The sequence below is a fragment of the Methylobacter sp. genome (assembly GCF_030680395.1).
GTDB lineage: Bacteria > Pseudomonadota > Gammaproteobacteria > Methylococcales > Methylomonadaceae > Methylobacter_A.
In genome coordinates this window covers 22,130-44,891 of sequence record NZ_JAUXVR010000039.1, presented here as the reverse complement: position 1 = coordinate 44,891, position 22,762 = coordinate 22,130, and the positions used below count along the sequence as shown (strand labels likewise).

Sequence of the window (22,762 nt, the reverse complement as noted above, 5' to 3'; positions counted from 1 at the left end):
AAACCGCTTTTGCACACATCATTTGTCGGCTTCCTTTAAATAAAAAATGACCGACCAAGGGTTTAAACAACCCTGGCGCAGTTTTTTATGCACAACCGAATCGCTGGCAAACAGCACGTCCCCATCACAAGAACAATCAACCCTCGCCGAATCACTGCCAAGGTTTGCCACCAGCGTTAAAATTGAAGCATCGTTCATCTGCCATTGCACCGTTAATGCCCTGTCATTGAAAAGCAGGTAATGGGCTTGTCCGGCAACTATTCCCTTTGTCCTTGGGGTAATATGACAGCGACGAATACGCAATAATTCCCGGTGATAATCGAGCCATTGTCGATGCGGCTCCCGATCCGATTCATCCCACGCCGGCTTGGCCGCCCGATAGGTTTGAACGGCGTTGGGCAAAGGTATTTTTAATCGCGATTCAGCATCGTTAAACCCCGTGAACCTGGAAAATTCCTGTAATCGACCCAGGTTTACTGCCTCGCCCAATTCGCCGGGAAAATCCACAAAATAGGTAAACGGCTGATTACAGGCCCATTCCTGGCCCATAAACAACAAAGGCAGCGACGGTGTCAGCAATACGATCGCGGTCGCCGCACGCACAGCTTCCGGAGCGCAAAGGTTTGCGATGCGCTCGCCGAATGCCCGGTTACCGACCTGGTCATGATTCTGCAAGAAGGATACAAAGGCCGTCAGCGGCAACCCCGAACAGGATTCGCCGCGCCGCTTCCCGTCCTGATAAGCGGATTCTTCGCCCTGATAAGCAAAACCCTCGGTTAAACAGCGGGCCAGATGGCGTAGCGGTTGTTGACTGTAATCCTGATAATAGCCAGCGCTCTCTCCGGTTAGCAGAACATGCAAAACATGATGCAGATCGTCATTCCATTGCGCATCGAAATAACGCTGCGGCAAGGACGGATTGCGCCTTAAGTAACGGGTGACATTATTGTCGTTTTCCAGCACTAAATAGACAGGGCGATCATATCCCGGCCCCAGTCGAACGGCTTCGGCCAGTTCTTCCAGAATATCCGGGGATGAGTCGTCGAAAATGGCATGTATGGCATCAAAGCGCAACCCGTCGAAATGATATTCTTCAAGCCAATACAGCGCATTGTGGATAAAGAACCAGCGTACCCAGTGGTTATGTTCAGGGTCGAAATTAACCGCATCGCCCCACGGCGTATGGAATCGATCGGTAAAAAATCCCGGCGCATACAGATGCAGGTAATTGCCTTCCGGGCCGAAATGGCTGTAAACCACGTCGTTAAACACCATCAAGCCTTTGGCATGCGCGGTGTCAATCAGATCTTTAAGATCCTCTGCGGTTCCGTAGCTGCTGTCAGGCGCAAACGGCAATACGCCGTCATAGCCCCAATTACGTTGACCGGGAAAATCGGCAATGGCCATTAGCTGTATTGCGGTCACGCCCAAATCGACCAGATAATCCAGACGTTTTGTTACCCCGGTAAAAGTGCCGTCTTCAGTGAAAGTCCCGACATGCAGCTCGTAAAACACCGTCTCTTCCCAAGGCCGTCCTTTCCAGCCATGATCCTGCCATTGCCAGGCATCGGGATCGATAACCTGACTGGAACCATGAACATCCTGAGGTTGATAACGGGAGGCAGGATCGGGAACGTAATATTGCCCGTTGATCAGGTACTGGTAAAAAAAGCCGATACCGGCCAGTTCGGTGGTAATGCCATACCAGCCATCGGCTTCAGGCGTCATCAGTAACCTGAGTTCAGGCGCGCTGCCTTGCAGGCTTAATTCAACCTTGTCGGCTCCGGGCGCCCATAATCTAAAAGTGATCTTGCCGTCATCCCGTATATGAGTCCCGAAAGGCATGGCATGACTTCGATGCAGGTTTGACATGCGCCGGACTCAACTTAATTCAATTCGGTCAACCGCACCATGTTGCAGCGATACCATTAAGGTTAGATACTCACGCAACTGACGGGTTAACAGGAAGTTTTCGCGGACGAATTCCCTGGATTTAATGCCCATTTCCTGCACTTTTTGCTTTTGATTAAACAGGTACCGAATACGCAGCGCAGCGCCTTCCGGCGTGTTGACTAAAAAACCGGTATGAAAATTAACGACCTGCAAACGAATGCCGCCGGTGTCGCCGCCGATAACCGGCTTACCTTTCCAGAGGGCTTCGGTTACGGTAAGGCCGAAGCCCTCTTTAGTGGATTTTTGCAGAACAATATCGGCAAGCCGTTGTAGCGCATTAATGGTACGGTGGGCGTCGGGCGGCAACTGTAAGATTTTAATATTGGGGTCATCGCCCGCCGCGATGCGCACTTCATCGAGCACGACCTCACCTTCCGGATCGTCCGTTGCGCTGCCGCCGGCCAATACCAATTGCAACCCGGGAATATATTGCTTGGCCAGTTTATAAGATTTTATGACGCCTATCGGGTCTTTAAACCGGTCAAACCGCGAGATCTGCGCAATCATCGGCGCATCGGGATCTATGCCGAAACGTGTCCGCACCGAATCTAATTCGTCTTGAGTCAAGTCAACGTTTTTGTCGCTTAACGGGTCGATGCTGGGCGGGATAATATAGGCAGGATGCGGCAGCAGTTGCACAAACTGCGATAATGAAAAAATGCTGGCATCGTATTCACGCACAAACCGGTCTAAAAAGCGCCAGGTTCCCCGGTACGGATGGCTGGCATCGATGTGACAGCGCCAGATCCACTTACCCTTCCGATTGCTGCAATACTTTAACAGGGCAACCGGCTGCGGATCATGAATAAAAACAAAGTCGGCTTCTTCCAGAACAGAACGCAGTTGGTTGGCATTTTGCTCATTCACTTCCAGAAAATGTTCCAGCAAGTTATCGGGAATAATGATCCTGTCACCCTGTATTGCGTTATGCATGCTTTTTGTGCACTGGTAAAATTCGCTATCGCCGCTAATCACTTCCCAGCGCGTATCGATGCCTAGCTCCCGGGAAAGCGGCACGAGCTTATCCAATATCTCGGCAACGCCGCCGCCAACGCGCGTGGAATTAACATGCACCACGGTCTTGCCTTGCAAAAGTTCCGCCAGCTGTTGCAGATGCCGGATAACATCTGCGCCGGTTACCGCCGCATAAGCCTCTAACATCGTGGTCATGACACTCGCTCCGTAAAATGGTTTTGAAAGGCCGTCGCCACTTGTTGACGTAATTCAACCAAGGTACTGAAATAAGGATCGATCCCGCTTAACTGGACAATTAAAGGCTGATAAGTTTCACCGAAAAAAGTTAACCATCGGCAAAAATCATCCATTTTGTCCTGAGCACGGCGACGGGCATCAATAAAATGGTAAAAGATGCTGCTTGCCGACATGAGGGCAATCAGGCCCGACATCTCATGCGGTTCGCTTATCCGGGTGTGGGTATCGAATACCACAATTTGCGAGCGAATAAATTCAAACTGTTGCGAGGCCCGAGTCCATTGCAAGTATTCGCTTTCTTCCATGCGGTCATCGATATATTCGAGTAGATGGTAGCGTAATTCCTCGAGATCATTGAATGAGGTCGGGTCGAGCACGGCCAATTGTTCGGCCAATTTGGTATCGGAAAGACCATGACGCATCCAGCTGGCAAAGTCGTTGATGTACTCGCGCTCCTCAAAATGCGGCAATAATAAATTCGCCCAAAAATGGTAATACAAGCTGTCCGGATTCAGGCTGGCGATATGGTCGCGGAACTCTTTTAAGGTATTGGCGCGTCTGTGTGTGGCAATCGCGATCAATGCGCAATCTTTTAAGACAAAATGCGGTATTTCCGGCTCAGGTTTAGTATTTATCGTATTCATATTTAAAATTCCATGCGGATAGAATTAAGTGAATGACGTTATAAAGCAGCCCGAAGTTTTGAGCTTAGATCTCAACGTATCTATAGAAATACCTAGCCTTTCTCTCGTTCCCGCGCAACACGGCACTGCCATTAAGTTAAGCGTTGTAGGAGCGGGCCGCGCCTGCGATGAGAGCGCTGCAACTCTGCAATCGCCGGCCAAATGTCGCGGGCGCGGCCCGCTCCTACGGCGTCATTATCTTCTTAACTTAATGGCAGTGACGCAGCGCGCGGGAACGAGACAAGAGGCCGCACTTGTGTAGATACCTATGCTCCTAAAGCGGAATTTCGTTTGTGCAGCCGCCTGTGTTTAAAGCGTAATTCTTCGATCTGCCGGCATCCGCTTTACCGTGGCAAAATCCGATAATTAACGTTAAATACTTTATAAATATGATGTTTATCTCAAACGATTACTTTATAAATCAGATAATCGATACGCTGTAATCCATCAAAAACGCCGCTGGTTTCGACAGAGACAAGGACGGTGCTTTTGTCTCAAGACAAGCAGCAATCAGATCACTTCCTAACATCACATGCCGCTGCCGGGAGAACCGGAAGAAGTGGGGGACATTGTTGCGGGTGCGTCGGTTATTGTCACTTCCACGCGCCGGTTTTGCTGGCGTCCTGCAGCGGTTGAGTTTGTTGCGACCGGGTAATCCTCACCCATGCCCTGTGCACTGATGCGTGCCGATGAGATTCCGTTGGTAATCAGAAAAGTTCTGACGGCCTCGGCCCGCATCTGCGAAAGATTGGCGTTATAGCCCGCAGATCCCCTGCTATCAGTGTGGCCATCAATCTTCACCCTGGTTTCGGCATGTCTTTTCAAATACTCCACCAAGGGATACATATTCTGAAGGCTTCCAGGTTTGAGATTGGAGCGCGCCGTGTCGAACAGCACATCGCCCAATGTCACCAAAATGCCTTGCGGGACCTTTTTAGCTTTCAGTTTCGCAATTTCAGCTTCACGAGCTTGCAAGCGAATCTGGTCCTTTTGACCGCTTAATTCTTCAAAGCTTTTTTTCGATACCGCCTGATTAGCGGTGGCTCGCGCCAAATCCACCTTTCGGCTGGTCAGATAGGAAAGATGGTCCACCTCGTCGGAATCGTCATCCTCCTCCCAGGTGGCCTCGGCTTGTTGCAGCAGTTTTTCCGCCGCAAACAAATCCGCAGAAGCATTGGCCTTCACTGCCGGGTCATTTGCCGCTTGCTGATAATCGGTACGGGCTCTCTCAAGGCTCATATTGGCGGCCGGCGTGCAAGCTGTTAGCAACACGCTCGCTAGAACAAGAAAGAGACTGGTCAACGGTGATGGCTGGAAAGAGATTTGTGGTCGCATGGTACGCCTCCAAAATGGCTGGTTAGTGGCCTTCGCTTTGCCGCGAAGTCTCCTGTTTCAAGGCTTCGATCGCCTTTTTCATTTCATCCGTCTGATTGGCCTCTCTTGCCGCCGCGGCTTTGGCATTGGCCAAATTTGCTTCGGCAATGGCTTCTTCGGCCATTCTGCGCGCCTCTTCATTTTCATCGTCATCCACTCTTTTGTGGGCACGATTAAGTTTTGTGCGGGCGCTGCTTAGCAGTTCGGGTTCGTACTGAGAGGTTCCGGCCCGTTCTGCATTCTGAATGGCCAGTTCAGCCTGCGACAGCAAATCTGTCGGCGGTGCCGAGGCACATCCCATCAGGAACAACAAGCTTGTCAATGCTGCCGATAGCCCTAATCTCAAGAGTGTTTTAGCTGTAAACATAGTAGGTACCTTCTGACTGATCTAAGGATTCACAAGAACCCAAGTTACGGATTGGCGCATAGACGTTTGCGATGAAAATCCGCAATATCATTGGCTTTTTTGACATTATGGAAAATCATCTGACCAGGCCCAGAACACCGACAATAATAAGATAAATAGCGATGATGTAATTCAACAAGGCGGGACGAACAAGTATTAAAATTCCGGCGGTAAGCGAGAGGAGCGCTTGTGTATTAACGTACATGGATTCACCTTTCTGCTGTGATGGCTTGAGTCGATATTGCTCCTGATCGGATAGCTCGGAATCAGACTCGATTGATATTGAATGTCCTTTAACGAATTCAAAATCAGATCCAAAATCCTAATCTTATCCTCGCCAATTACGACACCAGAATACAAGGTTACGGACTATATTCAATAAGCACGAATACTTAGCTGAATCCGCTCGAAAAGCCGATAATTCGGGCATTCAAAGGCCTGTTCATGTCATCGACACAAATAGATTATCCACCTTTCAATAGCCGTTTTTTTGCCCGGATCGCCTGATTATTTTTAAGATTGCCAGGCGACAACCGGCCTTTCCGCTTTCCTCTGGACATAGCCAGTAAAACCGGATGACGACAGCTCGGCAGCGAGTTGATCGAGCCGCTTTTTAGTTGGCGGTTGAACTCCCGCCCCGCGTCTCATCGTTTGAGCTGTGTCTTTATCGCCAACGTAGCGAGGTATTGAGCATCATTTTTACATTGCTGCCAATTTCTATGCGGATCATCAAAACCGGTATTTGTAAGTAGTTGTACGGATTTATCGGGGTTCGTAAGCAAGACATACTTTGTTATGAGTCTTTAGATGTTCTCATCAAATATTTTCATTGGATCCTAACTAAACGAGAACTACGATTATGAAAAATAACCCATTAATATTGGTCGGGCTTTTACTTTTTTCTACCGCAGCCGCGGCTTTTGAAAAAACCGGCCCGGAGCCGGTTGATGAAGTACGTCAACGCGCACAGCAAGTGGTGCCCTATACCTTGGGTCAAGCCCTGCAAACGTTTACCAAAACCGTTCATGGCGGCATTCAGCATGTTGTCGCCAAATCGGCAAACGATACCCGGGAAATAAAACTGATTCAGACACATCTGCTTGAAATTGCCAATGAATTCAGAAAAGGCGATTTTTCTATAACTGAACGTGTCCACGGAGCCGATATGCCGGGTCTGACCCAGTTGAAAATGGCAAAAACCGACGATATAAAATTTGAATATAAAGCATTGCCTAATGGCGCGCAGATTCATTATTCAACCGAATATCCCCAGTTTGTCCAGGCGCTCCATGAATGGTTTGACGCGCAAATGATTGAACACGGCAACGATAAGATACCGGAACACAGCAAGCACCATTCGGCTCCCGCCGAATAAATCGTCATGGACAGCGATTTTACAATGGAGCGGGGGCAAATAATTACGCTGCTTGAGTAGTTAAACTGCAACAATCTGGAATAACACATTATGCCATTACGTAACCTTGAAACATGGATGTGGGCAGAAGCTTGTCAAATATTGGATCGGGCCGACCGATTGCATCGACAGTTCTTTAGGCCGTCTGTCATGAACAACGCCAAACGACCGACTTGGGAACCGCCGATCGATATCTATGAAACCAATTACGAATTCAAAATTATGATCGCACTACCGGGTGTTGCCCCGGAACAGTTGAACGTAGCGCTTGAAGGCGATCATTTGATTATTGACGGACAACGGCATCTACCGGACAGCTCACAAGCGACTATTCGCCGACTGGAAATCCCCTATGGACGATTTGAGCGGCATATTGAACTGCCCGCCGGACGTTTTGAAATCGGTACGAATGAACTTGTAAACGGGTGTTTGTTAATTTCACTGCGCAAAATAATATAAGGGCTTCTTATGCAAATCAAGGATCTGAAAAATATACTTCTGGGATCAACGACGAATACGGAAGAGCCATCTTCAGAGATAAAGCAGGAAGCGCCGTTGCAATTCCCCCCCGTTCCCAATGATGCGATTATCATTGTGCCCATGCGCGGAACCGTGCTTTTCCCGCAAAACGTTTCTCCGTTGGTGATAGGCCGTAAACTGTCTATTGCGGCTGTGCAAGAAGCGGTGCGTTCCGAGAAACCGATCGGACTGCTTATGCAATTGAGGGACAAAGATGAGGAACCCAACCCGGATGATCTTTACACAGTCGGTACTGTAGCGGAAATTTTACGCTATATAACTGCGCCTGACGGCACGCATCATGTCGTTTGTCAGGGGGTGCAACGCTTTCGCGTACAGGAGTTTTTGCCGGGTTATCCGTTTCTTGTCGCCCGGATTGACCGTTACGAAGAGCCTGAAATGCGTTCCAAGGATGTCGAAGCGCGCGTCATAACGCTCAAGCAAAAAGCGCTGGAAGTTCTGGCTCAGACACACCAAGCGCCTGATGAGCTGATTAACGCCATTCAATCCATCACTTCACCGTCGATGCTGGCTGACCTGGTCGCCAGTTACCTGGTTTCAAAATCCCCGGAAAAACAAGAGATACTGGGACTGTTCGATATACAGGCACGTATCGACAAAATCCTGGAGTTACTCAATTATCAAGTCGAAGTGTTAAAAATCTCCAACAAGATTAACGAACAAACTCAGGAAACCATGGGGCAGCGGCAACGCGAATTCGTTTTGCGGGAACAAATGAAGGCTATCCAGAAGGAATTGGGCGAAGAAGAAGGCGGTGCTGCCGAAATTGAAGAAATAAGCAACGCCATCAGTGCGGCCAAAATGCCTGAAGAAGTCGAGAAACAAGCGCGCAAGGAACTTGGCCGCTTGCAGCACATGCCGGATGCCAGCGGCGAATATTCGATGATTCGCGCCTATCTTGATTGGCTGATCGAACTGCCCTGGTCGGTCGCAAGTACAGGCGTTATCGATATAAAAAGAGCCAGGGAAATTCTCAATGAAGATCATTACGGCCTGGATAAAATCAAGCAGCGCATATTGGAATTTTTGGCCGTGCGCAAGCTGAACCCGAATGGCAAGAGCCCCATTTTATGCTTTGTCGGACCGCCCGGCGTCGGAAAAACCTCATTGGGACGCAGCATAGCCCGCGCAACCGAGCGTGAATTTGTACGCGCCAGCCTCGGCGGTCTGCATGACGAAGCCGAGATACGCGGTCACCGGCGCACTTATATCGGCGCACTGCCGGGCAACATTATTCAATCCATACGCAAGGCCGGCACCAATAACCCGGTATTTATGCTCGATGAAATGGACAAGCTCGGCTCGGGGTTTCATGGCGATCCGTCTTCGGCCTTGCTGGAAGTGTTGGATCCCGAGCAAAACTCAACTTTCCGCGATAATTACCTGGCGGTCGCATTCGATCTGAGCCATGTGATGTTTATCGGAACGGCCAACGTATTGGACAGCATCCCCGCGCCTTTGCGCGACCGGATGGAAGTCATTGAATTATCCGGTTACACCTCCGAGGAAAAGCTTCAGATTGCCAAACGCTATCTGGTACACAGGCAACTGGAAAGCAACGGCTTAAATCCCGAGCAATGCGCAATCACCGATAACGCAATACTCACCATTATTCAGGACTATACCCGCGAGGCTGGTTGCAGAAATCTGGAACGAGAGATCGGCTCCGTATTTCGTCATGTAGCGATGCGTATTGCCGAGGATATTGTCGTTAATGAACAGATTGACGGCGAACATATTCCGGGCATTCTGGGACCGAAAAGGTTTTACAGCGACGTCGCGATGCGCACCAGCGTTCCGGGCGTTGCCACAGGACTTGCCTGGACACCGGTCGGCGGCGACATTCTTTTTATCGAAGCCACCCGTCTGCCCGGCGACGGCAAACTGATCCTTACCGGTCAGTTGGGCGAAGTCATGAAAGAAAGCGCCCAGGCCGCGTTAAGCCTGGTGAAATCGCGCGCTCATGAATTGGGTTTAAGCCCGGAAATATTCAAAACAAACGATATCCATGTCCACGTACCGGCAGGCGCTATTCCTAAAGACGGCCCCAGTGCGGGAGTCGCCATGTTTACCGCATTATTTTCCGCGTTTTCCGAGCGTACCGTACATAGCGATGTGGCAATGACCGGAGAAATAAGCCTGCGCGGACTGGTATTGCCGGTTGGCGGCATTAAAGAAAAAGTCATTGCTGCGGCCAGAGCGGGGCTAAAAACAGTCATGCTTCCTGCGCTCAACAAGAAAGACTTTGAAGAAATACCCGAAGCGGTGAGAAATCAACTCCGCTTTGTCTGGCTGGAAAATGTGGATGATGTGTTAAAAGTTGCCGTGGAAAATGATCCTGTTGCAGGCCGGAATAAGGCCAACCCGGCATAATGCTGTTTCAATCCACGCGCCTGCGTGAGGCGCGACCTGTTAATCCGGTCCGCGTCTATCACAGGCAGCTGAATAAAAACCGAGTCCAAAAGCCGACATAAAATTGCTTAATGGCTTCCGATATTATTTGCCCATGCTGCTCCGTCCGGGTCAATAATTTTATTTGATCGAGCATGCCTGTCAGCAAAGGCTTACCGGCCAGGTTCAGCGCCTTGTCTGAAATAAATGGATGTGCATTTTGCTTGCATTCAGCTAGATGAGATCGCTGGTCATCTTTATTTATCCGCTCTTTGAAGCCATTAACGCCCTCCGGCTTTAAACAATCGATCAACCCGCTGTGATGCGAGGCAATACACAGCGCCAGTATTTGGCCGCATAATTTTCCTTCGCCGTTTTTACCGTATTTACTCAGCGCTTCCCATACCCACTGCGCGCCCACTGTTGAGTGATCTATTTTTCCCTTTAGCGCACCGGCATTAACGTAGTCATCGTTATCCTGGTCAATTAACTCGGTAGCGGATTGTATGTAATTCTGAAAGGACGCACTGTATTTGCCGAAATCATGCAAAAGCCCTATCAGTTCTCCTGCTTCAGGCACATTAATTTTAGCGGCTAATTTTTTGCTGATTTCCGCCACTTCAAGTAAGTGGGTTTCTAATGATTGAATACTTTGGTCTGCTGCGCGGACATGGGCAATGTGAAGTTTATTTGATTGGTTTTTCATCATCGATTTTAATTTCACTAAATTATCTGAAGCTTTCCAGAAAAATCTATATTTTGGGTTTTGTGAATAAGTATCGGGATTATCCTGACAATTTGGTAAAAGAAAGCGTTTTCGGAAATAAATGTCCGTCAATATTTCATGATTGGATTATAAGCCCAACCCTGCGGGGTTTTTCCTATTTCGTTCTAAAGAAATATACGAAATAATAGTTTAAGGAATGTGGAGGTTTTTGGATTGTTAAAATATATTGAAAATCTTCCAGCTCTATTAATTACTGATAATTTTCTTCAAGGAGTAATAACACATGCAACTGCAAGAAACAGGACTTATCAAAAAATTAGCGATAGCTTTCATTTTTGTCGGGGTTGTATTACTTATTGGCCATGAACTGGAACTTTATCTTCCTGATTTGGAAGTCCGAATTCAGGAGTTGGGCGCTTTTGCGCCACTGGGTTTTATTACGTTATTTGTCATTCTGACACCTCTTTTTGTTTCAGTCGATGCACTCTGTTTTGCTGCCGGCTTATTATTCCCAATCAGTGCCGGGATGTTTTATATCGTTATCGCAACCTATTTAACATCGGCACTTATTTTTTTTGTGGGCCGCTATTTATTGCGCGACAGAGTGCTTACGCATCTTGCCAAATATAAGCATTTTTCTGAGCTCAACGAGGTTATCAAGGGTAATGAATTTAAGCTGATGTTTTTATTGCGCCTGACACCTTTGCCGTTTGCAATGCTGAGCTATGCTTTTTCGGTGACTCAGGTCAGGTTCCGGCCTTATCTGGCCGCTACCAGCGGTATTTTAATTTACAATATCAGTCTGGTTTATTTCGGCTATACCGCCAAACACCTGTCCGGGTTGCTCAGTGATGCTGCGCCGCAGAGTACCGTTTCCTATCCGCTGCTGACGTTGGGTTTAGCTATTTTCTTGGCAGTGCTGATCTATGCGGCAAAAATTGCGGGTAAAACTGTTAAGCAACTGGGTATAAAGATTAAATAATTACGGCGCAATCATGCGTTTTGCAGTGGAGTTTTTAAACTGGGCAAAAAACAGTCGTAAGTTTCCCGTCTGCTTTTTATTGTTCAGGCGGTTTGCACCATAGTGCTTTATGCGTTGCTCGGCTTCTTCATTGCTTAATCCTTGAGCTGTCCTAGTACTCAGTCAGTCTTGTTATGTCGTGTAAAATTTGTTTAGCTCAGCGTAAATCCGCTCATCCTTCGACAGGCTCAGGACGAACGGATTTACTTTTACCCGTCAAAATAGAATTGACTGAGTACTAGCCAGCTGTTTGAGTTGCTGCTCAGCAGGGGTATTCCAGAATGCGTTGTGAGCTTCAGAACTGTCTGTTGTTAAAATATTCTTCACGATTAAATCCTTGTTGTGATTCTGTATTGCCGGTCATTAGCCAGGGAGTGCCCTCAATCTGATTGAGCACACTCCCTGCCTGCTAGCCGCCTACCTTGAAGGATATTTCTATTTACCGGACTCCAGAAGACACGGAAGACTCCTGAATTCCATAGCCTGCTGTATAGCTTAAATGCTACAGACGAATTAAGGATTCCGGACGCACGGTTCAACCGTGGTATCACTTGTACTGCCCTGCCTGTTTTTCAGGCTACCGTGCAGGAACAAGCCGATAGCCTGTCGTACCCAAACATCGATTTCCGCTTCATCAGGCGTTGGTTCCAGACCGAGTTGCAGTTTTTGGAACCGTTCACTACGTAACGCACTCAAAAACTGGTCGGCGAGAAAATGCGGATCCATTACGACAAAATGGCCTGCTTGCTGCTGCCGGGCGAAAAACTGGGCAAGATGATCGAGGGTGCGCTGCGGCCCTTGTTCATAGAATTGAGTGGCAAGATCGGGGAAGCGTGGCGATTCGCCGATCAGTATGGCGCGCATGCGCACCACATCCGGCTGCGTGATGCGGCGCAAAAACTGCTTGGCAAAAAAGACCAGCGTATCTTCCGGAGAACGCTCCAGGACATGCTCATCCGACAGGCCGGTGACAAACTGGTCACTGCAACGCCTTACCACCGCGCCGAAGAGTCCGGCCTTACCGCCGAACTGGTTGTAGATGGTTCGCATCGACACGCGCGCATCCCGCGCGATGGTTTCCAGGCTGAGGTTGCCGTAGCCGTATTCGAGGAACAGACTGGAGGCTGTGTCCAGTAAGCGATCACGGCTTAACAGCTCCTCTCCTTTGCGAGGTCGTCCACATTTAATCATTGTGTAATACTCACGAAATTCATTGACTGAAATTATTATGATCATACCTTAATTTAAATGATAATATGTCTTACCATTTAATTCCTTAAAAAAACAGGGTGTAAAAGGATGCAAAAAGAAACTCTCATATCGACCATCGTCCATTGCTTAAGTCCATTGAGGGAATCAAGCCCTGAAGGCTTTCACAGAACATGGCATCAGCGGCTGCCTTCGAATGACGGGACATTAATACAGCGCACACGAGTCGGCCTGTTAGTTACCATCGCCCTGATGGCGATGACCGGATGCGGGAACCAGGACAAATCGGATTCTCAGCCGGGCCAAAGCCAATCGCCCAATGTCAAAATCGCACAGCCGGTGTCGCAGGAAGTCACTGAATGGGACGAATACACGGGCCGCATCGAGGCAGTCAATTCGGTAGACGTGCGCGCACGGGTAAGCGGCTATCTGGAGAAAGTGAATTTCAAGGCTGGGGACAAGGTACATAAAGGCGATCTTCTATTCCTGATTGACCCGAAACCGTTCACTGCTCAACTGAACTATGCCGAAGCTGAACTGGAACGCGCAAAATCCCGTCACGAATTGGCAAAAAATGACTTGGCGCGCGCCGAGCGTTTGTTCCGCGCCAAAGCCATTTCCGAAGAGGAGCACGATGCCCGCAGCAAGGGGCTTCGGGAAACCCTTGCCGCCGTTCAGTCTGCGGAAGCCAATGTTTATACGGCAAGGTTGAACCTGAATTTTACTCAGGTGCGCTCCCCGATAGACGGCCGGATCGGTCGCGAATTAATCACCGCCGGCAATGTGGTCAACGGTGGCGGTGGCGATGCAACGGTGTTGACTTTCATCGTCTCTACCGATCCGGTTTATGTTTACGTGGATGCGGACGAACGCTCGGTACTGAAATATCGGCGTCAGGCCAAGAAAGGAGGTCGCGGCAGTCTGGGAGAGGAACAGACACCGGTGGAGTTAGCGGTGGCTGATGAGCTTAATTTTCCACACCAGGGCCGTCTCGATTATATATCGCCGCGTGAAGATGCGGCCACCGGCACGCTTTCGTTGCGGGGCGTGTTCGCCAACCCTGATGAATTGTTGAGTCCCGGCTTTTTTGCCCGGATGCGGATCCGCGCGAGCGCTCCGTATCCGGCCATTCTGCTTCCCGATCGCGCCATCGGCACGGATCAGGCGCAGCGTTTCGTATGGGTGGTGAACAAGGATAACCAGGTGGAATATCGCACGGTGGTGCTCGGCGCCCATATCGGCCAGTCCCGCGTGATCACCGAAGGATTGAGGCCTGAAGAATGGGCGGTTATCGAAGGTATCCAGAAGCTCAAGCCGGGTGTCAAGGTGACTCCGGAACGCATCTCGCTGACCGGGCCGGATGGAGAATTGAGACCATGAACCGATTCACGCACTTTTTCATCGACCGCCCGATTTTCGCATCGGTACTCTCCATCATTATTGTTCTGGTCGGGGGTCTCGCGCTGATTGGACTGCCTATTGCCCAATATCCCGAGATTGCGCCCCCCACTGTGGTCGTAAGTGCGACCTATCCCGGCGCCAACGCCAAAGTGGTCGCGGAAACTGTGGCGACGCCTATCGAGCAGGAAGTGAACGGCGTCGAGGAAATGCTGTATATGTCCTCTCAGTCCACCAATAGCGGCAGCATGTCGCTTACCGTTACGTTCAAGCCGGGTACTGATCTGGATAAAGCCCAGGTTCTGGTGCAAAACCGGGTGGCGCTGGCCGAACCCAAGCTGCCTCAGGAAGTGAGCCGACAAGGCATCAGCGTCAAGAAGCGCAGCCCGGACTTGAGTCTGGTCGTCAACCTGTTATCCCCGGACAAGCGTTACGACAGTGTTTACCTGAGCAATTACGCGCTGCTGCAAATCAAGGATACCTTGGCGCGACTGCCCGGCGTCGGTGAAATCATGGTGTTCGGCGCCCGTGACTACAGCATGCGCCTGTGGCTGAATCCGGAGAAGGTTGCCGCGCGTAATCTGACTGCCGGCGACGTAGTCAACGCCATGCGGGAACAGAACATCCAGGTAGCGGCCGGCGTGGTCGGCCAGCTGCCGACAAAGGAGAGCACGGATTTCCAATACACGGTCAGCACCACGGGCCGACTGATGGAAGCCGAACAGTTCGCCGACATCGTGATCAAAAAAGGGGCGGACGGCCAGGTGACCCGCCTCAAGGACGTGGCCCGCATCGAACTGGGCGCCAAGGATTACAATTCTGCGCTGTTCCTGGATGGCGAGCCCACGGTGGGACTTGCCATCTTCCAGTTACCCGGATCCAACGCCCTGGAAACCAAAGAGGCGGTGGTCAACACCATGGAAAAGCTGAAGACGCGCTTTCCTGAGGGTCTTGATTACAATATGGTCTATGACACCGTTGTGTTCGTGCAGCAATCCATCAACGCGGTGGCCAAGACCCTGTTCGAGGCCATCCTGCTGGTCTTGCTCGTGGTGGTGATATTTTTGCAGAACTGGCGCGCCACCATCATTCCACTGCTTACCGTGCCGGTCTCGTTGATTGGCACGTTTGCCGTCATGGCCGCTATGGGTCTGTCCTTAAACACCTTATCGTTATTCGGCCTGGTGCTGGCTATCGGTATCGTCGTGGATGACGCCATCATCGTGGTAGAGAACGTGGAGCGCCATATCGCGACAGGATTATCGGCCCGGGATGCCACCCGGAAAGCCATGGAAGAAGTGGTAGGCCCTATCATTGCTACGGCTCTGGTTCTGGTCGCAGTGTTCGTGCCCACCGCCTTTATTACCGGTGTTTCCGGCGCCTTCTACAAACAATTTGCGCTGACCATTGCGGTTTCCACGGTGATCTCGGCGTTTAACTCGCTGACCCTGAGTCCGGCCCTGTGCGCGAAGCTGCTGGATCGGGCACATGGCGACAAGGACTGGTTCACACGGCTGATCGATCGTCTGTTCGGCCGGTTTTTCGGCGTCTTCAACCGGTTCTTCGACTCGTTCAGCGAAGGTTATGCGCGCCTGGTCGGCAGGTTGATACGCATGACGGCGGTGGTGCTGGTGCTTTATATGGGACTCAACGGCCTTAATTTTCTGGCCTTTGAAAAGGTGCCGACGGGCTTCATTCCTCAGCAGGATCAGGGCTACCTGATTTTGTATGCGCAGCTGCCGGACGCCGCTTCGCTGGGGCGCACCCAGGAAATGGTGCAGCAGGCTAACCGTATCGTTCTGGAAACCAAAGGCGTCAAACATCTGAACGCCTATGCCGGTTTTTCCATCTTGAGCGGCTCGAGCCAGTCCAACGTCGCCACGATGTTCGCCCGGCTCGATGATTTCGACCAGCGCGCCGGTCACCCGGAGCTTCATGCCGATGCGGTCATCAAAAATCTTCAGCAGCGGCTCGCCCAGATTGAGGGCGCTCACATTGCCGTATTTGCCCCGCCTCCGATCCGGGGTATGAGTTCGGTAGGCGGTTTCAAGCTGCAAGTTCAGGATCGCACCAATGCCGGTATTGAGGCGCTACAGGATACGGTCAACGAGATGATCGCCAAGGGCAATCAGCAACCCGGCCTGGCCGGGCTGTTTACGACTTTCCGCGCCTCGGTTCCGCAGCTTTTTCTGGACGTGGACCGTACCCGAGCCAAGTCTATGGATGTGCCCTTGAAAGACGTGTTCGACACCTTGCAGATCTATCTGGGTTCGATGTATGTGAATGATTTCAACAGTTTCGGCAGGACCTATCAGGTGGTGGCTCAGGCCGATTCGGAGTTTCGCATGAAACCGGAGGACATCACCGAACTGAAAACACGGAATCTTCAAGGCGGCATGGTGCCTTTGGGGTCTCTGATGTCGGTTAAGGAAATTACCGGACCCGACAAAATCACACGCTACAACATGTATCCGGCGGCGGAAATTAACGGCGGCACCTTGCCCGGGGTCAGTTCCGGCCAGGCGATTACTGTGATGAACAAACTGCTGGGTGCAGAGCTGCCGCCGGGATTCGACTTTGAATGGACCGAGCTCAGCCTGCAACAGGTGTTGGCCGGAAACGTCGCCCTGCTGGTTTTTCCGCTGAGCGTGATCTTCGTATTTTTGGCTTTGGCGGCCCAATATGAAAGCTGGTCGTTACCGTTTGCAGTGATCCTGATCGTGCCCATGTGTATTCTGTGCTCTCTGGCAGGCGTATGGTTGCGCGGCATGGACAACAACATCTTCACCCAGATCGGCTTCATCGTACTGGTGGGCTTGGCCAGCAAGAACGCCATTCTGATCGTGGAATTCGCCAAGCGGCTGCAAGAGGGCGGACTTAACCGTTTCGATGCAGCGGTGGAAGCGTCGCGGATCCGGCTGCGGCCCATTCTGATGACCTCATTCGCCTTCATCATGGGCGTGTTTCCGCTGGTGATAGCCCAAGGGGCGGGAGCGGAATCGCGGCAGGTACTGGGCACCGCGGTATTCAGCGGCATGCTGGGCGTGACTTTGTTCGGCCTGCTGTTAACGCCGGTGTTCTATGTGATGGTGCAGGGCTTGGCGCAACGCTGGCAGTCCTCCCAACACAAGGCCAAGCGTTTGTCGGCCGATGAGCCTCACTTATCAACCAAGGAATAAACATGCACTCCGCAGAATTTCGCCCCGTCAACCAGCTTGGGCTTATGTTTGAACAAAGCAGAGTTTTTGTCCTGACTTTGCTCTGCACCGTTTTACTCAGCGCCTGCGCGGTGGGTCCCGATTATAAGACCCCGACTACCGACGCAGGACCGGCCTTTGCCAATGCCGACAACCCGGAATTTTCTGCGCAAGGTGTGGACGCGGCGTGGTGGAAACTGTTTGAAGACAAGGATCTGACCGAGCTTGTCGATAAGACGGTGCAGCACAACCGCGACCTTCAGGCCGCCCGCGCTAATCTTCGGGAGGCACGCTCGCTGTATATGGAAGCGGGGCTGAATTTGGCCCCTATCGTAACCTCGCATGCTAATTATACTGATCAAAAACGCAGTGCCGGGGCTATGAACAACCTGTCCTTCGCGCCACGCGAGTTGAAACTCTACAACATAGGTTTCGATGCTTTTTGGGAAGTCGATCTCTTTGGCCGCGTACGCCGTAATGTGGAAGCGAGCAGCGATGAAGTCGATGCGCAGGAAGCCAATCTTCGAGATCTCGGCGTCAGTCTGATCGCCGAGGTGGCCAGAAATTATTTCGAATTGCGGGGTCTGCAAAACCAGCTGGCAACGGCGAAAAAGAACGCCGAAAACCAAACCCAAACATTGGAAATCACCCGCGTCAGGCTCGAAGGCGGACGCGGCACCGAACTCGATACATCGAGGGCAACAGCCCAGCTCGACTCCACTCTGGCTATCATTCCGCCGCTGGATAGCGCCATCCAGCAGGCTATACACAGGCTCAGCGTACTCACCGGGCAGCTTCCCGGTGCGTTGACCGGCAAACTGTCGCAGCCCGCGCCAATGCCCAAGATTCCCAAGACTATCCATATCGGTCAGCCTGCGGAGCTATTACGCCGCCGCCCTGACATTCGCACCGCCGAACGAACGCTGGCAGCGGCTACTGCCCGCATCGGCGTTGCTACCGCCGACCTGTTTCCGCGCGTTACTTTCGTCGGCACTATCTCGCTTGAGTCCAGCACCTTTTCGGGCATAGGAGCGGCTCGTTCGGATGCCTATTCCCTGGGACCAAAAATCAGCTGGGCAGCATTAGACCTAGGTCGTGTGTATGCCCGCATTAAAGCGGCCGATGCCCGTGCCGAGTCCAGTCTGGCCCAGTACGAGCAGACCGTACTCAGCGCTTTGGAAGAAACCGAAAACGCGCTGGTGAATTACAATCGGGAGCGAAGCCGCAGAGAGTTGCTAAGTTCGGCGGCCAAGGCCAGCGAAAGAGCCCATGAACTGGCTCACTTGCGTTTTGCGGAAGGCGTGAGCGATTTTCTGACGGTACTGGATGCCGAATTGCGACTGTTGCAGGACCAGAACCGTCTGGCTCTGAGCGAAACCGCCACGGCAACGGCGCTGGCGGCGCTTTACAAGGCTTTGGGCGGCGGTTGGGAATCGAACCTTGATTTGAGTAAGGCAGATAACTCAAACCGTGCCAATGAACAGCCTAAGGAATAACGAACGCTGAACGTTCGTCCGGAAAAGTGTTGGCACATCATTTTAATTTTCCATGTGCTTTACTTGAACAGGCCGCTACAACCTGCCCTACTCAAAGCCGCAAATCCGGCATGTAGATCCGCAGCCATAGGGACATGGCAGCTTTCACTCAATAAACCGGGATTGAACGGATAAAAAGCTGAACCTGAAAGCGATATCGCAAAGCCCCAAAAACAATCGCCCGAATAACGCCTTGGGCAAAAATATCAGCGTCGCTAACAGTGCTCCGAGTACAATATATAAAAATCTTATTATTGAGGAGCATTTATGCAAACATACCTACCCTTTATCAAAGCCATGCTTTCCGAATGGTATCTTTTTACCTTAAATAATGCGCTGTACGCTGCGGTATTAGCGGCAACTGTCTGGCTGCTGACGGCACTGCTTTACAGTTTCAGGATTGCTGCCATAAAAAGAGGGAAAGCAGCCGGCGAAAAAGCGGCTATTAAAATCCTCAACGATACGCAACAACAGCTACGGCTCAGTCAAGAGGAATTGGCGACATCTGTTGAACAAATGGAAAACGCCCAATCTGCCGCTCAAGCTGAAACGCAACGGGCTTTAGCGCTTGAACAGCTGATTTATCAACGCAACCAGCAGATTGCAGGAACCATTCAAACGCTGGCAACAAGTTTTGATCTCGGCGAACGGCCATTACTTGCAAGCGAAGATGTTAAGGCGGATTCGTTATGGCAGCAGCACGATAAGGTCATTATGCAACTCATAGAACGCCTGCGTACCGAGCAGCAGGCAAAAATCGAGTTACAGCAAACCTGTCAGACAGCAACGACTAAACTGGCCGAAAAAGAATCCCTGCTTAATGCGCTCAAATCGACATTAGATAATCACACTAACCAGCTTTCCAAACTGGAACAGGCACTCGAAGAACAAAAATCAATGCTGCAACAGCAGAACGATACCCAACTGGTTTTATCCGACACCCTGAAAAATTTCCAGCCAGCTGTGACTTCCCCTGTAGAGCCTAAAGTAGAGCCTAAACCGGAAATATTCAGGGCAGTTAACGACTGGCAACAGCCGATACAAATAACAGAAAACACACCCGTTGAAGAGCCTCTGATTGCCCAACCTGAACCCGGTCAACAGGTCGAACAAATTAATGCCGTACCGGAAGCGGCGGTTACCCGTCAGGTTGAAGAAACACCAATGGAATCAGTAAGGGCTATCGAAGAAGCAGAGCCTTTGGACTTGGTGCTGGACGACGATCTGCAACCGGTAGCTAGAAAAACCCCATCCGCATCATCAGATAGGGAACAAGCAGTTGCCCCCTCTAAAGGATCATTTGGAAAAATTAAAGGACTATTCGGCAAGCAGCCTGCGCAAAACATTGAACCGCAACCGGCCGTCGAAGAAGATACTTATGCATCATTGGATATGGAGCAGCAGCCGGTTATTCCCGCTAAAGGATCAGTAGGAAAAATCAAAAACCTGTTCGGAAAAAAGCAACAGCCGGTTAAAACAGAACCACAGTGGATAGACACACAACCGCTTGAAACTGTACCGCCAAGCGAAGATCAAGCCAATACAGATCAACAGCCTGATGATGTAAAAACGCCGGGGAAACTGAAAGGTTTTTACAGTAAATTCAGATCGAAAGATAAATGATCTGCGCAGGCGCTTAAGTTTAGCACCTGACAATCAAATCGGTAGGATATGCTCAGTATATTCTACCGACCTGCCGGTGCACTTAAGCCTTTTCACTACCCGGCACAACCCCGTTAAGTCAACAATATTGCCCCGCGCACCAGGCTGACGACCACGCCCACTGAAAATTGTAGCCGCCCAGCCAACCGGTCACATCCAGCACTTCCCCGACAAAATAAAGCCCCGGCACCTGCTTGCTTTCCATGGTTTTGGAAGAAACAGCGTCACAGTCAACGCCACCGGAAGTCACTTCAGCGGTACGATAACCTTCGGTGCCATTAGGTTTGATCGTCCAGTTGTGGAACTGATCTGCAACCCGCTGAACTTGTTTGTCCGATAAATCCTGCAACGACCTTTCCAGCAAATCCTCAGGCAGAAAACTGCTTATCAGCCGCTTGGGCAAATAGCCTTCCAAAATCGTTTTTAACTTGTTCTTGATTTTTTGCTGACGCTTCGATTTCAGCTCTGTTTCCAGATTCACCTGCGGCAGCAAGTTAATAACAACTTCCTCTCCGGCATGCCAATAGGATGAAATCTGCAAAATCGCCGGGCCACTCAAGCCGCGATGGGTAAACAATACATTTTCAGTAAAACTCTGCCTGTTATTGCTAACCACGCAAGGCACGGCAATGCCCGATAACGCCGAGAATTTTTCTTTATCTTCCGGCTGCAAGGTAAACGGAACCAGGCCTGCACAGGTAGGCAATACATTAATGCCGAATTGCTCGGCAATCTTATAGCCCAAAGGGGTCGCGCCCATTTTGGGGATTGATAAGCCGCCTGTCGCAACGACTAATGACTGGCAGGAAAAATTGCCATTGCCGGTTTTAAGATGGAACCGGTCAGCCGACCGTTCAACCGAATCGATGCAGGTGTTCAACTGCACAACCACCCCGGCCTTCCGGCATTCCGCTAACAACAGTTCCAGAATTTCCCGGGCACTCTCATTGCAGAACAACTGCCCGTGATCCCGTTCATGAAAAGGAATCTGGTATCGCCCGATTAACGCCAGAAAATCCCATTGGGTATAGCGGCTCAGCGCCGACTTGCAAAAATGCGGATTGTGCGAGATATAGTTACTCGGCTCGATGGAATAATTGGTGAAATTGCAGCGACCGCCGCCGGACATCAGGATCTTTTTCCCGGCCTTGTTGGCGTGATCCAAAACAAGCACCTTGCGACCGCGCTTGCCCGCCTCGATTGCGCACATCAGGCCCGATGCGCCTGCGCCGATAATAATGACATCTGTGTCAAACATGGTTTTTCTTCAAAATATTGTTATGGGCGGTGCATGGAAACAAGGAAAATTTTGGACTCGTTCCCATGCGCTAAGTCGCTGCCATTTAGTTAAGGATTTTAATGAGTGCTAGTTCCCAAGCTCCAGCTTGGGAATTCGGTGCGGGAAGCTCCGGCTTCCAGACTCACGATGCCACGACTGCATGGACAGATATTTGCTCCTGCAATATCTGCATTCCCCACATCCATGTGGGTTATGCAGGAGGTAGAGCAGCGCAGAAGCGATTACCAAGAGCATTGTCATTCTGGCGCACCACACGATTTTTTCTTCGTGCTCTTCGTGCTCTTCGTGCCTTCGTGGTGATATGTCTTAAGCACTATGCAGATTCGCCGCCTCGCGCTACGCGCCCTTGGACAAATTCAGGACAGACTTGGATGGCCTTATTCCGGCCTGCGCCCATCCAGCCACCGCCTCATCAGCATATAGCCCGTCAAAGAACCCCATAACAACATGTAGATGCTATGTAGCATAACTTCAATTGTGAAGCTCTCGACATCTCGGGTGTAATCCCGGATGTCATCAGCCAAAGCTAGCGCTAATATTAGACAAATCGCAAATTTGAGCCTGATTTGATGCGCATAAAAAACCCCGATTCCGAGAATCAGAAAGCCGGCAAGAAATCTTAGGCCGCTGTGAATTAACATTTCCACATTAAACGGGTTAAGTTTAAATGCCGAATCTATAAAATACAGCAGGATAAGTCCTACGATGATGATACTGACTAACTTCATTGTGACCTTCTT

General features: G+C 50.6%; 19 protein-coding genes. 8 read left to right on the top strand and 11 right to left on the bottom strand.

From position 1 onward, the window contains the following. Positions 1-18: 18 nt before the first annotated feature. The 6 genes from treZ to Q8L79_RS15695 form a co-directional block, all read right to left on the bottom strand. Positions 19-1,872: a malto-oligosyltrehalose trehalohydrolase gene (gene treZ / locus Q8L79_RS15720; RefSeq protein WP_305273113.1), complete on the bottom strand. Its 1,854-nt coding sequence runs from the start codon at positions 1,870-1,872 to the stop codon at positions 19-21. A 9-nt stretch (positions 1,873-1,881) separates the two neighbouring features. Beyond that, on the bottom strand, positions 1,882-3,123 hold the full coding sequence (locus tag Q8L79_RS15715; RefSeq protein ID WP_305273110.1) for a glycosyltransferase: 1,242 nt from the start codon (positions 3,121-3,123) through the stop codon (positions 1,882-1,884). After that, positions 3,120-3,809, bottom strand: a complete 690-nt coding sequence (locus Q8L79_RS15710; protein WP_305273108.1) for a DUF5752 family protein — start codon at positions 3,807-3,809, stop codon at positions 3,120-3,122. Before Q8L79_RS15710 ends, Q8L79_RS15715 begins: the two co-directional genes overlap by 4 nt. Before the next feature lie 567 nt (positions 3,810-4,376). Continuing rightward, positions 4,377-5,183 carry an OmpA family protein gene (locus tag Q8L79_RS15705; RefSeq protein WP_305273105.1) on the bottom strand — a complete coding sequence of 269 codons (807 nt, stop codon included), beginning with the start codon at positions 5,181-5,183 and terminating at the stop codon, positions 4,377-4,379. Between the two features lie 22 nt (positions 5,184-5,205). Beyond that, positions 5,206-5,589, bottom strand: coding sequence for a DUF4398 domain-containing protein (locus Q8L79_RS15700; protein WP_305273100.1), 384 nt, complete (start codon positions 5,587-5,589; stop codon positions 5,206-5,208). Positions 5,590-5,704: 115 nt separating this feature from the next. After that, positions 5,705-5,833, bottom strand: coding sequence for a DUF3096 domain-containing protein (locus Q8L79_RS15695; RefSeq protein WP_305273097.1), 129 nt, complete (start codon positions 5,831-5,833; stop codon positions 5,705-5,707). Between the two features lie 654 nt (positions 5,834-6,487). Here Q8L79_RS15695 and Q8L79_RS15690 point away from each other — a divergent pair. The 3 genes from Q8L79_RS15690 (at position 6,488) to lon (ending at position 9,955) form a co-directional block, all read left to right on the top strand. After that, positions 6,488-7,003: an aspartate carbamoyltransferase gene (locus Q8L79_RS15690; protein ID WP_305273095.1), complete on the top strand. Its 516-nt coding sequence runs from the start codon at positions 6,488-6,490 to the stop codon at positions 7,001-7,003. A gap of 90 nt (positions 7,004-7,093) precedes the next feature. After that, positions 7,094-7,501 (top strand): Hsp20/alpha crystallin family protein, encoded by a 408-nt coding sequence (locus Q8L79_RS15685; RefSeq protein ID WP_305273092.1) that lies wholly within the window; start codon positions 7,094-7,096, stop codon positions 7,499-7,501. 9 nt (positions 7,502-7,510) lie between these two features. After that, complete coding sequence (lon, locus tag Q8L79_RS15680) at positions 7,511-9,955, top strand: endopeptidase La (protein ID WP_305273089.1); 2,445 nt, start codon at positions 7,511-7,513, stop codon at positions 9,953-9,955. 58 nt (positions 9,956-10,013) lie between these two features. On the opposite strand, the gene Q8L79_RS15675 is transcribed toward lon, so the two are convergent. Next, positions 10,014-10,697, bottom strand: a complete 684-nt coding sequence (locus tag Q8L79_RS15675; protein WP_305273086.1) for a CRISPR-associated endonuclease Cas3'' — start codon at positions 10,695-10,697, stop codon at positions 10,014-10,016. A gap of 286 nt (positions 10,698-10,983) precedes the next feature. On the opposite strand from Q8L79_RS15675, the gene Q8L79_RS15670 reads away from it, so the two are divergent. Continuing rightward, entirely contained in the window at positions 10,984-11,682 is a 699-nt protein-coding gene (locus Q8L79_RS15670) for a TVP38/TMEM64 family protein (protein WP_305273084.1), read from the top strand. Here the strand turns inward: Q8L79_RS15670 and Q8L79_RS20160 are convergent, their stop codons facing one another. Next, positions 11,683-11,844, bottom strand: coding sequence for a cation-transporting P-type ATPase (locus Q8L79_RS20160; RefSeq protein ID WP_370870003.1), 162 nt, complete (start codon positions 11,842-11,844; stop codon positions 11,683-11,685). Positions 11,845-12,234: 390 nt separating this feature from the next. Beyond that, positions 12,235-12,912: a TetR/AcrR family transcriptional regulator gene (locus Q8L79_RS15665; RefSeq protein WP_305273082.1), complete on the bottom strand. Its 678-nt coding sequence runs from the start codon at positions 12,910-12,912 to the stop codon at positions 12,235-12,237. A 108-nt stretch (positions 12,913-13,020) separates the two neighbouring features. Here Q8L79_RS15665 and Q8L79_RS15660 point away from each other — a divergent pair, with 108 nt between their 5' ends. The 4 genes from Q8L79_RS15660 (at position 13,021) to Q8L79_RS15645 (ending at position 20,683) form a co-directional block, all read left to right on the top strand. After that, positions 13,021-14,310 carry an efflux RND transporter periplasmic adaptor subunit gene (locus tag Q8L79_RS15660; protein WP_305273079.1) on the top strand — a complete coding sequence of 430 codons (1,290 nt, stop codon included), beginning with the start codon at positions 13,021-13,023 and terminating at the stop codon, positions 14,308-14,310. After that, positions 14,307-17,507, top strand: coding sequence for an efflux RND transporter permease subunit (locus tag Q8L79_RS15655; RefSeq protein ID WP_305273076.1), 3,201 nt, complete (start codon positions 14,307-14,309; stop codon positions 17,505-17,507). Before Q8L79_RS15660 ends, Q8L79_RS15655 begins: the two co-directional genes overlap by 4 nt. A gap of 44 nt (positions 17,508-17,551) precedes the next feature. After that, a complete protein-coding gene (locus Q8L79_RS15650) occupies positions 17,552-19,021 on the top strand; it encodes an efflux transporter outer membrane subunit (RefSeq protein WP_370870001.1) in 1,470 nt (489 codons plus the stop codon). A 306-nt stretch (positions 19,022-19,327) separates the two neighbouring features. Continuing rightward, positions 19,328-20,683, top strand: a complete 1,356-nt coding sequence (locus tag Q8L79_RS15645) for a hypothetical protein (protein WP_305273071.1) — start codon at positions 19,328-19,330, stop codon at positions 20,681-20,683. Between the two features lie 118 nt (positions 20,684-20,801). On the opposite strand, the gene Q8L79_RS15640 is transcribed toward Q8L79_RS15645, so the two are convergent. Together Q8L79_RS15640 and Q8L79_RS15635 are read right to left on the bottom strand one after the other, a co-directional pair. Continuing rightward, complete coding sequence (locus Q8L79_RS15640; protein ID WP_305273068.1) at positions 20,802-21,980, bottom strand: NAD(P)/FAD-dependent oxidoreductase; 1,179 nt, start codon at positions 21,978-21,980, stop codon at positions 20,802-20,804. 419 nt (positions 21,981-22,399) lie between these two features. After that, positions 22,400-22,750, bottom strand: a complete 351-nt coding sequence (locus Q8L79_RS15635) for a hypothetical protein (RefSeq protein ID WP_305273066.1) — start codon at positions 22,748-22,750, stop codon at positions 22,400-22,402. Positions 22,751-22,762: the final 12 nt, after the last annotated feature.

Bases quoted from the DNA above. Each gene is read 5' to 3' on its own strand.
- treZ (WP_305273113.1), bottom strand. From the start codon at position 1,872: ATGTCAAACCTGCATCGAAGTCATGCCATGCCTTTCGGGACTCATATA.
- Q8L79_RS15715 (WP_305273110.1), bottom strand. From the start codon at position 3,123: ATGACCACGATGTTAGAGGCTTATGCGGCGGTAACCGGCGCAGATGTT.
- Q8L79_RS15710 (WP_305273108.1), bottom strand. From the start codon at position 3,809: ATGAATACGATAAATACTAAACCTGAGCCGGAAATACCGCATTTTGTC.
- Q8L79_RS15705 (WP_305273105.1), bottom strand. From the start codon at position 5,183: ATGCGACCACAAATCTCTTTCCAGCCATCACCGTTGACCAGTCTCTTT.
- Q8L79_RS15700 (WP_305273100.1), bottom strand. From the start codon at position 5,589: ATGTTTACAGCTAAAACACTCTTGAGATTAGGGCTATCGGCAGCATTG.
- Q8L79_RS15695 (WP_305273097.1), bottom strand. From the start codon at position 5,833: ATGTACGTTAATACACAAGCGCTCCTCTCGCTTACCGCCGGAATTTTA.
- Q8L79_RS15690 (WP_305273095.1), top strand. From the start codon at position 6,488: ATGAAAAATAACCCATTAATATTGGTCGGGCTTTTACTTTTTTCTACC.
- Q8L79_RS15685 (WP_305273092.1), top strand. From the start codon at position 7,094: ATGCCATTACGTAACCTTGAAACATGGATGTGGGCAGAAGCTTGTCAA.
- lon (WP_305273089.1), top strand. From the start codon at position 7,511: ATGCAAATCAAGGATCTGAAAAATATACTTCTGGGATCAACGACGAAT.
- Q8L79_RS15670 (WP_305273084.1), top strand. From the start codon at position 10,984: ATGCAACTGCAAGAAACAGGACTTATCAAAAAATTAGCGATAGCTTTC.
- Q8L79_RS15665 (WP_305273082.1), bottom strand. From the start codon at position 12,912: ATGATTAAATGTGGACGACCTCGCAAAGGAGAGGAGCTGTTAAGCCGT.
- Q8L79_RS15660 (WP_305273079.1), top strand. From the start codon at position 13,021: ATGCAAAAAGAAACTCTCATATCGACCATCGTCCATTGCTTAAGTCCA.
- Q8L79_RS15655 (WP_305273076.1), top strand. From the start codon at position 14,307: ATGAACCGATTCACGCACTTTTTCATCGACCGCCCGATTTTCGCATCG.
- Q8L79_RS15650 (WP_370870001.1), top strand. From the start codon at position 17,552: ATGTTTGAACAAAGCAGAGTTTTTGTCCTGACTTTGCTCTGCACCGTT.
- Q8L79_RS15645 (WP_305273071.1), top strand. From the start codon at position 19,328: ATGCAAACATACCTACCCTTTATCAAAGCCATGCTTTCCGAATGGTAT.
- Q8L79_RS15640 (WP_305273068.1), bottom strand. From the start codon at position 21,980: ATGTTTGACACAGATGTCATTATTATCGGCGCAGGCGCATCGGGCCTG.
- Q8L79_RS15635 (WP_305273066.1), bottom strand. From the start codon at position 22,750: ATGAAGTTAGTCAGTATCATCATCGTAGGACTTATCCTGCTGTATTTT.